We start from the raw sequence: 13191 nt of genomic DNA on the forward strand, positions 1-13191 counted from the left end.
GTTCGTCCATCGGCAGCAGGCGTTGCAGTTCCGCCACCAGCCCGCCGCGATAGATTTTCGGACGCCGATCCGGGGAAACAAACGCCTTCTCTGCGCCACGGTTCGTTTGCAGCCAGCGCACGTAATGGCCGAGCAATTGCACTTCCTCGCGCAGTTCCCAGCCGTGCCGGTACAGGGCGAAGAGCAGTCCGCGATTCTTCAGCGAGTTCATCTTGTCGATCAGTGCGATGAGCTTCACACAAGTCCGCTCAAACCGGCGGAGCGTTCCGCCCCACCCTTTTGGCGGCGTGCGCAGGAGGAACCGGAAATCATCGAGAAAATGTCGTGCCTGCCCGCCAAATTCCGCCGGCAGATAAAAACAATCGCAAAACAACTCCACTTCCCCGGACGAGATGGTGGCCGGCGCGTGGGTTTTCCATTGCGCCAGCCAGCCGGACAACGCGGTCCGGAACGCGTGACGGGGATTCCATCGGTCTTTTGCCCGCGCATACATCGCCAGCGTGCGGAGCGGAATGTAGTTCGCCTCGAACTCGCAGTTGGGGTTGCTCAACACCCCGCTGATTTCCTCGCGCAGTTCGAGCGACCGGCCGGAGTACGGGCCGAGATAAATCCGCCGCAGATCATAATCATTGGCGTGCAGGTTGTCCCACAGCAGCGGCTTGCGCCAGATGGCCCGCCGGAGTTCGCGAATGGATTCGACGGTGATGGCCTCCGAAATGATCTCCGGTCCGGTCCAGAAAATCTGAATCGACGGTTCCAGGAGACGCCCAATTTCCTTGAGGTAACCGGAATCTCCGGGTGGCCCCGACATTTTCCCGCAATACTGTGTCGGACAGAAGCAAAGCGTCGCGTCCGCCACGCGCGAGCGGACGAAACCGAGCAGTTCGTTGGCCACAAAACTCTGCGCGGCGGCGATGGACCCGAACTGTCGCGCGTCGGCCGGGGAGAGAACGGCGGGGATGTCATCGAACAGAATCGCGAACCGCCGGCAGTTCAGGTCGAGCAGTTGCGAAATTTTCTTCCGCAGAACCGCAAGATCCTTCCTGCTCGAGTAGGCGAGGTCGAGACCCGGCGCGATGGAATAGACGAATGCCAGTCCCTTGCCGCGGCAGTCACGGATCAAGGTTTGCAGCATGATGGCCTCCGCTCCCGAGTAAGGCGCGCGCCACAGCGTCCGGTGCTTCACATCATCCTTGGGCGCGTAAAGGTAGGTATTCATGCCCCAGCTCCGCATGAGGCGGAAAAGCTCGTGCCGCTGCGTTGCCGACCAGGGCCGTCCGTAAAAGCCCTCCGCCACGCCGCAAATGAATTTCTTCGATTCCATGTTTATTTTACCGCTCCTGCAATCACACCCCGGATCACCTGCCGGTTGAAGATGGCATAAACCAGCAGTGTTGGCACGGAAATCAACGACAGACCGGCCAGCAACGCCGGGTAATCCGTGTTGTGCGCCTGTTCGAAAGCGATCATCCCCACGGGCAGCGTCTTCATGGCGGGGTCAACGATGAACAGCATCGCCATAAGAAACTCGTTCCAGGTGTTCAGGCAGGTGATGACAACGATCGTCGCCACTGCCGGCCGGGCAACCGGCAGCAGGATGCTGAAATAAAATCGCGCGGTCCGGACGCCGTCGAGTCGCGCTGCTTCTTCGAGTTCAACCGGCAGCGCCGCAAAGAATGCCACGAACAGAAGAATCGCCACCGGCAGATTTTGCGCGGTGTATGGCAGGATCAAAGCCCACAAACTATCATGGACGCCGAGGCTCTCCAGGAGACGAGTCAACGGAATGAGGTAGGACTGCACCGGCAAAATCATGCCGACGAAAAACAGCGCGAGCCAGAGTTTGCGCAACGGAAATCGCGCCTTGCTGAGCGCAAATCCAGCCCAGGCGCCGAAGCACACGACCGCCGCCGCGCTCAGGCCCGTCACCCAGAGTGAATTGATGAAATAGGAACCCATGTTGCCCTGGCGAACCGCTTTCTGGTAATTCGCAAGACTGATCCCGTGCGGCAGGGAAAACGGGTGGCTGAAAATCTCGACGTTCGACGATTTGAAACTGCTCGCAGTCATCCAGACCATGGGAAAAAGGAAAAGCATCGCGAGCGCGATCCAGGCGGCCGATTTTGCCATTGGGGAAATCCTGTTCATGCCGGTTTCCCGATGCGTTTCAGCCAAAGGCTTTTCGCCCCGATGATGATTGCCACGGTGAACAGCACGAGCACCGTGAGGATCACCGCGAGCGCGCTGCCATAGCCCTTGTTGTCGAATTTGATGACCTCTTTCACCAAAAGCGTGGACACAATGCTTGTGTGGTCCTGGTTTGGAAGCAAAACCCAGAACAGATCAAACGCCTTGAACGCGCCGGTGAAGCAAATCAACAACGCGACATAGAGGACTTCCCTGAGCAGCGGCAGCTTGACCTGCCAGAACGTCTGCCAGGCGTCCGCGCCGTCGAGCCGTGCCGCTTCCAGGATTTCTTCGGGAATGTTCGCGAGGCCCGCCAGGAAAATGACCATGAAAAATCCGGCGGAAGCCCACCCGGAAATGACGGAAATCGTCACCAGCGCGCGGCTCTCGTTCAGCATTCCCGGAAACACGCCCACACCGTCCTTGAACAAAAAGCCGAATACCAATCCGACGACGACCATGGACAACACCGCCGGTGAGAAGAACGCGACGCGCAGGAAATGGTTGAAGCGTGTGTTCTTCTCCAGCCCCACCGCCAGCGCGAGGCCGGTGACCACTTCAAAAAGCAGTGTCCAGAGCATGTAACCGAGATTGTTGCCGAGTGACTGGTGAAACTTCGGGTCGGTCACGGCGTAGCGGTAATAGAGGAACCCGGCGAAGTGGAGTTTGTTTCCCTGATACGAGTAAAATGAATCAAGGAGCGTCCGCGTGGAAGGAATCAGCACGAATACGACGAACAATGCGAGCGCCGGCACGAAGAAAAGAATTTGCCCGCGACGTGTCACAATCCCTTCCTCGCGAGGTTTTGCTTTTCGTTCGACCAATAAGCCGCGGCGTCTTTCAAATCCACCTTGCCGGTCAGCAGTTTGCCGACCATCTCATAGAACGCCGCCGCCTGCTCAGGCCGGTAGCCGGTGTCGGGCGGCGGCACCAGCGCCGGGGCGGCCGCCAGAAACTGCAACATCTGCTTTGCCAGCGGGTCGTTGGTGAACTCCGGCGCATCTCGCCGCACGGAAAGATTTCCCAGCCCGGCGAACTCGCTTTGAAATTTTTTTGACAGCAACAGTTCCAGAAACTCAATGGCAGCCCGGGGATTTTGCGTGCGAGGATTGACGAGAAAACCCGTGCTGACCGCGGTCATCGCGTCGGTTTCACCGCGCGCCGCCGGAACCGGAAATACTCCAATGGGAAACTTGAGTTCGCCCTTGCTGCGCGCATCTCCGATGTCGGCCAAAAACCACGAGCCAAGAATGTGCTGGGCCGACTTGCCGCTCAGGAAGAGGATTTTGGCGTCGATGTCCCCCAGCGAACCGATGGCGCCCGCGTCAAGCGCGCCCGGCAGATCGAAGCAGTGGTTTTGCAACAGGAAGGAAAGCGTGTTCAAGCCACGCAACTGCTCCGGCTGGACCGCCGCGCCCGGGCGAAACAACATTCCCGACGGATCCGCACCGAGGTTCTGGCCAAGAAACTCCGCTGCAAGATTGCCCATGGGCCAGAGGTCGCGGTTGCCCTGCGCGAGCGGAAGAACGCCCGCTGCGCGAATCGCGACGCAGAGCCGTCGCCATTCCTCCAGTGACCGCGGTTCGCGCAGGTTCAGCCGCGCGAAGATGTCCTGATTGTACCAGATGAGGTTGCTGATATCGACCGATTGCGGGAGGAAATAGACGCCGCCGTTTTGCTTTCTGATGGCGGAAGGAATGAACGTTTCGAGAAAACCGGGCGCGAGATAGGGCGTCAGGTTCATTGCCCAGTTGTTCTCGATGCAGTATTCGACCTTGAAGCCCTGCCAGTGAAAATAGATGTCCGGCTGGTTGCGTCCTTGAAACTGCAGGCGCCAGCCGACGGTGTTGTAGACCTCGCTGTTCGAGACCATCTGCTCGATTGTCACGCCCGGATGCGTCCGTTCAAATTCCGCGACCGCCGCGTCGAGGATCGCCCGCTCGGACTCCGTGGTAAACGTGTGGGAAAACCGGAGACGGTCAGGGCGGGGCCGGGGCAGCGCGAGACGGTTACCGGCGAGGAGAAAGGACGCCAGCAAAATGGCGGCCCAGACCCATCTTCCGGGTTTCAGCGTCGCTCGCATGCCGTCGTTCAGAACCGCAAGTTGTGCCCGCGCCCTTTTCAGCCGATGGCCAGTCCGGTCGTCGGGTCGAAAAAACGTGACTTCGCCAGATTGAAGACCGCGCAAGCCTTCTGTCCTCGCGCCATTCGTTCCGCCGCCCCAAGCCGCGCGATGAACGGATGCGCGCCCGTTGTGAGGTGGAAAAGCGTCTCCGAACCAAGCGGCTCGACCAGTTCCACGATGGCATCGGCCATGCAACCGTCTTTCGCATTGCTGCTGCCGGCCGGCAACGCGACATCCTCGGCCCGCAGCCCGAGCATCACGGTTTTTCCGGCGCTGGACGCCAGCACTTTCGCGTGCTCCGGCGTGAGTCGCAGTTTGAATCCCGGGTTGCCGCCGGCGGGCGTCCCCGTTTCTTCGTCGAACCAAAGGCCGCCTCCTTCCGGTCGCAGCCCGCCGCGAAAGAAATTCATCGGTGGTGCGCCGATGAAACCGGCGACGAACAGGTTGGCGGGATGGTCGTACAGCCGGACCGGATCGGCAATCTGTTGCACCACTCCGTCTTTCATCACCACGATGCGGTCGCCCATGGTCATCGCCTCGACCTGGTCGTGCGTTACATAGACGATCGTCGCCGCCAGGCGCTGGTGCAGCCGCGAGATTTCCATCCGCATCTGCACGCGCATCTGCGCGTCGAGGTTCGACAGCGGCTCGTCAAACAGAAACGCCTTTGGTTGACGGACGATCGCCCGGCCAACGGCGACACGCTGGCGCTGCCCGCCGGAAAGCGCCTTCGGCAGACGGTTGAACAGGGGCGCGATGCCGAGGATTTCGGCCGCTTCGCCCACGCGCTTTTCAATTTCCGTTTTGGGATATTTTCGCAGCTTCAATCCGAATGCCATGTTCTCATAGACCGTCATGTGCGGATAAAGCGCATAGTTCTGGAAAACCATCGCGACATCGCGGTCCTTCGGCTCGACGTCGTTGACGACCCGACCATCAATGGAAATGGTCCCCCCGGAAATCTCTTCCAAACCGGCGATCATGCGCAGCGTGCTGGACTTGCCGCAGCCGGACGGCCCGACCAGCACGAGAAATTCCCTGTCTTCGACCGTCAGACTGACGTTGTGAACCGCGTGGACTTCCTCACCTTTGGGGCCCTTGAAGATTTTGGAGACGTTTTCGAGGACAATCCGCGCCATGCGCTGCGATTATCCCGACCCGCCCCGGCGATGTCGATAGCGGAGTGGCAAACGGTTCGGGAAGCGGAGGACAAAATGCGCCAGCGATGTGATCCGCCGCCGTCAGGGCGTGGCGAAACTGAACGCGCTCGCCGCTTGTCGGGTTTTCGCCCTCTTTCTCTGGCGCTTCCGGCGCATCTCCTCGCGATGATGATCGATCGCCTTTTGATAACAATCCGGGCAGAGGCCGTGGGTAAAACGGGCTTCCGTGCGCTCCTCGATGTACGCCTCCACCTGGCTCCAATAGCCGCCGTCGTCGCGCACTTTCTTGCACTCGGCGCAAATCGGCAGGAGTCCGCTCAACGCCTTGACCTGCGCCACCGCCTCGCGAAGCTGCCGGATCAGCTTCTCGCGCTCCATTTCCATCCGGTGCCGGTAGATCGCCATTTCGATGGCGACCTTCAACTCGCGTTCGTCGAAAGGCGCGAGGACAAACCCGAACGGCTCCGTGTCGCGGGCGCGAAAGATGGTGGTGTCGCTCGAATTGGCGCTCAAATAAATGACCGGCAGCTTGAGATTTTTCTGGATGTGCTGCGCGGCGTCGGTGCCGCGCATGGCGCCGTTGAGTTCGATGTCCATCAGGACGACGTCGGGGGAAGAGTCCTTTGCGGCCGAGATCGCCGCCTCACCGCCGTCCACCCGGTCGGCCACGTCGTATCCCAGCCGGCGCAGACGGGCCTCCAGATCGGCGGAAAGTATCTCCTTGTTCTCGACGAGGAGCACGCGGGTCTTGTTCATCACGTGCAAACCAGCAAATCCGATTCCAGTCGCCCGTAATGTCCGTTTTCCAGCGTTCATTCCCGCATCGAACCGCGTAATGGCTCAACACTGGAAACGGCGTGCACCAATCTCTGACAGACAGCCACTCTGCCGTTGACGCTTGCGTTGCGTTGCCCGCAATATCCGAGTTTGCAAACGCGACGGTGCGCCGTCGCGGCGATTTTCTGGAAACACGCACCGCCACCGCAAGGCACCGCTAAAGTTAGAACCAAACATGAATCTGGACGCTCTCTATTCTGAACTGACTCTCAAAACGAACGCCAAACTCGCCCTCGTCGTGCTGGACGGCCTGGGGGACCTCGCCATCAGATCTCAAAACGAACTCACGCCACTTGAAGCGGCCAGGACGCCCAACCTTGACGCACTGGTCGCCGATGGTGTGGCGCAGGGACGAATGATTCCGGTCGCGCCCGGCATCACGCCCGGCAGCGGTCCTGGTCATCTGGCATTGTTCGGTTACGATCCGCTCGAATTTCAGGTGGGCCGCGGCGTCATCGAAGCTCTCGGACTTGGACTCAGTTTGAAGGCTGGCGACGTCGCGGCCCGTGCGAACTTCTGCACGCTCGACGCCAAAGGCATTGTGACCGACCGTCGCGCAGGTCGCATTGAGACGGAGGTTTGCCAAGAGCTGTGCGCGCTGCTCTCAAGGAAAATCAAAAAAATCGGTGACGCCGAGGTCCTCATCAGGGCCGGCAAGGGCCATCGCTTCGTCGTCCTGTTCCGCGGCAAAGGACTTGAAGGCCCGTTGACCGACGCCGACCCGCATCGCGAAGGCGCGCCCGTTCCCAAAGTGGAGGCAGTCAACCGGAAGTCGCCCAAAGCGAAGAAAGCAGCGAAGCTGGTGGCGGATTTTTACCGCGCGGCGTTGCCTGTCATTGCGAAGAAAAAACCGGCGAACGGCTTTCTGCTGCGCGGCATCGCGCATCAGCCGGAGATTCCGCTGTTTGAGGAGCGTTACCGGCTCAGACCCGCGTGTATTGCCGTTTACCCGATGTACAAAGGACTGGCGCAACTTGTCGGCATGACGAAGCTGGAAGGAGCGCAGACCATCACGGAACAATTCGAGCGCTATCTCGTGGAATACGACAATTACGACTTCTTTTTCATTCACTATAAATACACCGACATGCACGGCGAGGACGGCAATTTCGAGGGAAAGAAGAAAGCGATCGAGGACTTCGACGCCGCGCTGCCGGTTCTGTTGAAGAAGAAGCCGGACGTGCTTGCCATCACCGGCGATCACTCGACGCCTTGCGCGGCAAAAGGTCATTCATGGCATCCGCAACCGGTGCTGTTGCACTCGGCGTTGAGCGGCTCGGACAAACTCGACCGCTTCACCGAGACGGGCGCGAACATGGGTTCGCTTGGCAAATTCGAGGCGAAGTACTTGATGCGTCTCATGCAGGCGAACGCGAAGATGTTTGATAAGTTCGGAGCCTGACGCCATTTTCTGCATCGTGAGCGATCCGGCATCGAGCCAATCAAAGCTGACTCGCGGGCAAATCCACGCGGCGTTGGAAGCGTTGAACCGTGCGCTGGCGGAACGCGAAGTGATCGGCGAGATCTGCCTGTTCGGCGGGGCCGTCATGGTGCTGGCGTTCAACGCGCGGCTGGCAACGAAGGATGTTGATGCAATCTTCCAGCCGGCGGACGTCGTTCGCGAACTGGCCTTGCAGATTGGAAAGTCGGTCGGATTGGCGGAAAACTGGCTGAACGACGGGGTGAAAGGATATTTATCCGCCCGGCACGAAACAACCCGGGGCTCATTGCCTCAATTCGATCACCTGCGCCTCACCATGCCCACGCCGGAGTATCTGCTGGCAATGAAGTGTCTTGCGTCACGGATTGGAGCGGGTGCGGGTGAAGCCGACGACACCGCCGACATCGCGTTTCTGATCCGGCATCTCGGATTGAAAACTCCCGAGGGGGTGATGGACGTTGGCGCGGCGTATTACCGTCCGCACCGGATTCCGGAGAAAGCGCAGTGTCTGGTGGAAACACTGTTTGAAGAAGGGCATGTATGAGACCGAAGACACTGGCCGAAGTCGCCGTGTTGATGCGTTCAGGAGAGTCCTTCGACTTCGCCCTCCGCAATTTTCTGGACGAATTCCAGATGCATCCAGACGCGTCACGTCTGCGCGAAGAACCGGCGCTTCTGATTGGCGCTGTCATCGAGGGTGAACGGTGGGATGCTTTCCTGGCCGCCACGGCCGAGTTGCTGGCTGCGTCCCATGGTTTTGAACCGCCGAACTGGAGCTGGCAGGAACGTCGCAAGTTGCGGCGGCCATGGTTCGCGATTCCCTGGGCCGGGTTGAGGGCCGTTCTATTGGTGGAAGCCCTGCCGCGTTCCGGTCGCGAAACCTGTTCGTCAGCGCCAACGCCCTCGCCCGGGCCTAGGTGCGTTTCCATGAAGGCCGTCATACTCGCCGCCGGCAAAGGCACCCGAATGAAGGAACTCACCAACGAAGTTCCCAAGCCGATGCTCAATGTTAAGGGCAGACCGATCCTCCAGCATATCATTGAGGGTTTGCGCGATGCCGCGGGCATCCGCGAATTCTGCGTGGTCACGGGATGGCGTGCCGGGGTCATTGAAAACCATTTCGGCGATGGCGCGAAATGGAATGCGCGAATTAGTTACTCGCGCCAGGTCGTGCAGGACGGAACCGGCAAGGCGCCCGAACTGGCAAAGGATTTCGTTGGCAGCGACAACTTTCTGCTGACCTACGGCGACATCCTGGTACCGCCGGAGGCTTATCAGCGAATGATCGCGCGGTTTGGCGAGGCAGCTTTCTCCGGCCTGCTCACCGTGACTCACGGCGAGGATGTGACAAAAGGCGGCCTGAACTTTTTCGACGAGCAGTTCTGCCTGAAGCGCCTTATCGAAAAGCCGGGCGCAGCGCAGCTCGAACAACTTCGCGCCGAAGGCTGGCTTAAATCCGGCCAGCCGGTCTGGTATAACGCGGGCATTTATGTTTTCCGCCCCTTGCTGTTCGACTTCACTGCGCGACTCCAAAAGTCTCCGCGCGGTGAATACGAACTGACCGATGCCATCAGCGCCATGGTCGCGGCGGGCCATCGCATCGCCGGTCTCGAAATAAGAGGCCGGTGGGTGGACGTGCGCGATCCGGCGGTGCTCGCGGCACTCGAGAAAAACGAGCTTTGACCGCCAGCCGGAGGTTGACTTCACGCCTTCGGTTCGTTATTAGGAACCGAAACTGTCAGGAGAATTCTTATGCCCCCGAAGACCACTGAAAAAACCGCCGTCGAGTCGAAAACCACCGAAGCGACCAGGGCTTCCGCCGCCCGACAACGCGATCTCGACGCCGCCATCTCGACCATCACCAAAACCTACGGGGATGGCAGCATCATGCGGCTCGGCGACGCGCGGGCGCAGACGAAGATCGACGTGATTCCCACCGGCGCGCTCGCAATTGACCTGGCCCTCGGCGTCGGCGGCATTCCGCGCGGCCGCGTGGTCGAGATATTCGGCCCGGAATCGTCAGGCAAGACGACTTTGATGCTGCACGTCATCGCCAACGCGCAAAAGGGCGGCGGCCTCGCGGCCTTCATTGACGCCGAGCACGCCCTCGATCCGGGCTACGCCAAGAAGCTCGGCGTGAATCTCGACGATCTGCTTGTCTCGCAGCCGGACAGCGGCGAAGAGGCGCTGACGATCTGTGAAACCCTCGCGCGGTCGAATGCGCTCGACGTAATCGTGATAGATTCGGTTGCCGCGCTCGTGCCCAAGGCCGAACTTGAAGGCGAGATGGGGATGGCGACGATGGGAATGCAGGCGCGGCTGATGAGCCAGGCACTGCGCAAACTGACCGCGATCCTCGCCAAGTCCAAGACGACCTGCATTTTCACCAATCAACTGCGCGAAAAAGTTGGCGTCATGTTCGGCAACCCCGAAACCACGCCCGGCGGCAAGGCGTTGAAATTCTACGCGAGCGTGCGCATCGACATCCGCCGCAAAGACACCATCAAGGACGCCACGGGCGGCGCGGTCGGTAATCACGTGAAGGTGAAGATTGTGAAGAACAAGGTCGCGCCGCCGTTTGCCGAGGCCGAGTTCGACATCATCTACAACCACGGCATCAACAAGGAAGGCAGCATCCTGGATGTCGGCATCGGATGCGGCGCCCTGGAAAAGAAAGGCGCCTGGTTGCAGTTCAACGGCGAGTTGATCGGTCAGGGCAAGGATGCGGCGCAGAAGACACTCGCGGAGAAGCCGGACCTTGCAAAAAAAATTGTCGAGGCGATTCTGGCGAAGCGGAACGCCCCGGTCGAAGCCTGACCGGATCCGACGCGCGCGCTTGCGAAAGAAGCGGAGCCGGGGGACACTGGCTCACGGCAGCCCTTGGATTCTGGTCCGAATTCAGGACTGAACGACGAGCAAATGAAATCAATTCGATTGACACCGCGTCTGGTCGCATCAGTGGTGTGTTTTCTGGCGCCGGTCTTCCTCGCGACCGGTTTCGGCGCACAATCTCTTGGAGAAAGCCCGGTGGCGGAACACAAAAGCGGTTCCCTGACCCACGCGGTGGCGCTGGATTTGTCGGGGCAATCCGTCGCGCCGTTCGCCAGGGCGGACGCCAAGGCGGTCGTTTTTGTTTTCATCAGTGTCGAATGCCCGATCTCCAACCGGTACGCGCCCGAAATAAAACGGTTGGACGATGAGTTTGCAAAATCGGGGGTCAGACTCTGGCTGGTTTACCCGGATCCGGACACGACAGTGGATGCGATCAAACAGCATCAAAAAGACTATCAGCTGCCGGACAGGGTCCTGCGCGATCCTCATCACGCGCTGGTCCGCTTTGCCCGCGTGCGGGTCACCCCGGAAACGGCGGTGTTTCTGCCGGACGGAAGGCTTGTTTACCGCGGACGCATTGACAATCGCTACCTCGCGCTGGGAAGTGAGCGTCCGGAAGCCACGCAACACGAACTTCGCGAAGTGCTCGAGGCTGTCATTCAGGGAAAGTCGTCGCCTTACACGTCCGCCCCCGCCGTTGGCTGCTACATCGCGGACGCGAAATGAAGAAACGCCGGCGCAAACAGGCGGACCGGCAGGGCAGCGCCACCTCCAGACCCGAGGCACCCCGCAAACCGCGCCCCCTCAGGCTGGCTGTGATTGTGCTTGGTGCGATCGCTGTCGCGGCGGTGGCGAAGTTTGCGTGGCGACCGCATGAGAAGGCGCCTGCGCCACCGGACGTTTTTGTTCCGAGGCCGCAGGGAACGCTGACGTTCAACAAGAATATTGCGCCCATCATTTTCCATCAGTGCTCGCCCTGTCATCGGCCCGGCCAGGCGGCGCCATTTTCGCTCCTGAGCCATGCGGATGTGAAAAAAAAGGCCCGGGAAATCGCGGACGTGATTGAGAGCCGCTACATGCCGCCGTGGTTGCCCGAACCGGGCTATGGCCATTTTGACGGCGAGCGACGGCTGAGCCGCGACGAAATCGGCCTGATCAAGCAGTGGATTGCGGAAGGGATGGTCGAGGGCGATCCGGCCGATCTGCCATCGCCGCCCCAGTGGCCGGCGGGCTGGGCGGTGGGCAAACCGGATTTGATTCTTACCCTCCCTTCGCCCTATTCACTGGCCGCGGAGGGCAAGGACGTTTATCGCAACTTCGTAGTGCCGATTCCCACCGACCAGCGGCGGTATGTCCGGGCGGTTGAATTTCATCCCGGCAATCATAAGGTGGTGCATCACGCCTTTATCGAAGTTGACGAAACCCGCCAGTCAAGACACCTGACGGACAGCGTCGAGCCGCCGGGGTTCGACGGGATGCAGCTTCCGGAAAGCGTCCAGATGCCCGGTGGACAAATGCTCGGCTGGCAACCGGGCAAACGGCCCTACGTGTCGCCGAACGGATTGTCGTGGGTGCTGGAGCCGAACTCCGATCTGGTGTTGCAACTGCACCTGCATCCCTCCGGGACGATCGAGACCGTCGCGCCGTCCGTGGGTTTTTTCTTCACTGACACGGCGCCGACAAACACAGCATTCCGCATCAACCTCTGCCGTTACACCATCGATATTCCGGCCGGCTCGAAGGATTACTGGATCGAGAATCGTTACGAACTGCCCATTGACGTTGACCTGCTTGCCATCACCCCTCACACCCATTATCTCGGAAAGGAGTTGCAGGGTTACGCGCTCCTGCCGGACGGCTCGAAAAAATGGCTCATTCTCATCAAAAACTGGGACTTCAACTGGCAGGGCGACTATCGGTACGCCGAGCCGGTCTTTCTGCCCAAAGGCACAACCCTCGTCATGCACTTCAGCTATGACAACTCGGCGGAGAACATCCACAACCCCGGTCATCCGCCCAAACGCGTCAAATACGGCCTGCAGACGACCGACGAAATGGGCGAACTATGGTTTCAAGTCCTGCCGCGCAACGTGGCGGAGCGGGAAAAACTGGCAAACGATTTTTTCATCAAGCTCACGCGCGACGCCGTGGAGGAAAACGAGTCGTTGCTCCGCGCGGACCCGCAGGATGCCGAGGCCCATTTGCGGCTCGGTAACGCGCTGTTCTTCTTGCGGCGGATTGACGAAGCGGTGACGCATTTGCGCGCCGCTGTGCGGCTTCATCCCGACAATGACCAGGCCCACAGCTGTCTGGGAGGCATTTATCTCGGGCAGGGCCGCCTCGCCGACGCGAAAGCCGAGTACGAAGCCGTCCTGCGGCTGCGTCCCAACGATTACCAGGCGTGCGGGAGCCTTGGATTTATTTTCTTGCGCGAAGGCGACCCGCGCCGGGCGGAGTCCTATCTGGAAAGCGCTCTCAGCATCAATCCCGGCGATCCGATTTCCCGCGCGCTCCTGGGACAATTGAGGAACGCGAAGGGCGGCCCGCCAAACCGAAACTGATCCACTCCAGTCCCGCTCCGTCTTTGAATCGCCCCGCCGCGCGATAAG

12 protein-coding genes are annotated in these 13191 nt (G+C 60.2%); 6 read left to right on the top strand and 6 right to left on the bottom strand.

Annotation, left to right across the window (positions count from 1 at the left end):
• The 6 genes from VN887_06880 to VN887_06905 all read right to left on the bottom strand — a co-directional run.
• Positions 1–1324: beta-N-acetylglucosaminidase domain-containing protein (locus tag VN887_06880; protein ID HXT39731.1), on the bottom strand; the 1324-nt coding region annotated here is incomplete at its 3' end.
• A gap of 2 nt (positions 1325–1326) precedes the next feature.
• Entirely contained in the window at positions 1327–2130 is an 804-nt protein-coding gene (locus VN887_06885) for a carbohydrate ABC transporter permease (protein HXT39732.1), read from the bottom strand.
• Between the two features lie 14 nt (positions 2131–2144).
• On the bottom strand, positions 2145–2942 hold the full coding sequence (locus tag VN887_06890) for a sugar ABC transporter permease (protein ID HXT39733.1): 798 nt from the start codon (positions 2940–2942) through the stop codon (positions 2145–2147).
• Positions 2943–2968: 26 nt separating this feature from the next.
• A complete protein-coding gene (locus tag VN887_06895) occupies positions 2969–4270 on the bottom strand; it encodes an ABC transporter substrate-binding protein (protein ID HXT39734.1) in 1302 nt (433 codons plus the stop codon).
• 38 nt (positions 4271–4308) lie between these two features.
• Positions 4309–5451, bottom strand: a complete 1143-nt coding sequence (ugpC, locus tag VN887_06900; GenBank protein HXT39735.1) for a sn-glycerol-3-phosphate ABC transporter ATP-binding protein UgpC — start codon at positions 5449–5451, stop codon at positions 4309–4311.
• 102 nt (positions 5452–5553) lie between these two features.
• Positions 5554–6228 (bottom strand): response regulator, encoded by a 675-nt coding sequence (locus tag VN887_06905; protein ID HXT39736.1) that lies wholly within the window; start codon positions 6226–6228, stop codon positions 5554–5556.
• A 256-nt stretch (positions 6229–6484) separates the two neighbouring features.
• Between VN887_06905 and VN887_06910 the strand changes: the two genes are divergently transcribed.
• The 6 genes from VN887_06910 (at position 6485) to VN887_06935 (ending at position 13143) form a co-directional block, all read left to right on the top strand.
• Entirely contained in the window at positions 6485–7711 is a 1227-nt protein-coding gene (locus VN887_06910; protein HXT39737.1) for a 2,3-bisphosphoglycerate-independent phosphoglycerate mutase, read from the top strand.
• Positions 7712–7727: 16 nt separating this feature from the next.
• On the top strand, positions 7728–8294 hold the full coding sequence (locus VN887_06915) for a hypothetical protein (protein HXT39738.1): 567 nt from the start codon (positions 7728–7730) through the stop codon (positions 8292–8294).
• Positions 8291–9433: a nucleotidyltransferase family protein gene (locus tag VN887_06920; GenBank protein ID HXT39739.1), complete on the top strand. Its 1143-nt coding sequence runs from the start codon at positions 8291–8293 to the stop codon at positions 9431–9433. The genes VN887_06915 and VN887_06920 overlap by 4 nt, the downstream gene beginning before the upstream one ends.
• 69 nt (positions 9434–9502) lie before the next feature.
• Complete coding sequence (recA, locus tag VN887_06925; GenBank protein HXT39740.1) at positions 9503–10567, top strand: recombinase RecA; 1065 nt, start codon at positions 9503–9505, stop codon at positions 10565–10567.
• Between the two features lie 102 nt (positions 10568–10669).
• Positions 10670–11308 (top strand): redoxin family protein, encoded by a 639-nt coding sequence (locus VN887_06930; protein ID HXT39741.1) that lies wholly within the window; start codon positions 10670–10672, stop codon positions 11306–11308.
• A complete protein-coding gene (locus VN887_06935) occupies positions 11305–13143 on the top strand; it encodes a tetratricopeptide repeat protein (protein ID HXT39742.1) in 1839 nt (612 codons plus the stop codon). Before VN887_06930 ends, VN887_06935 begins: the two co-directional genes overlap by 4 nt.
• Positions 13144–13191 lie beyond the last annotated feature (48 nt).

Origin of the sequence: Candidatus Angelobacter sp., from assembly GCA_035607015.1 — a bacterium.
Lineage (GTDB): Bacteria > Verrucomicrobiota > Verrucomicrobiia > Limisphaerales > AV2 > AV2.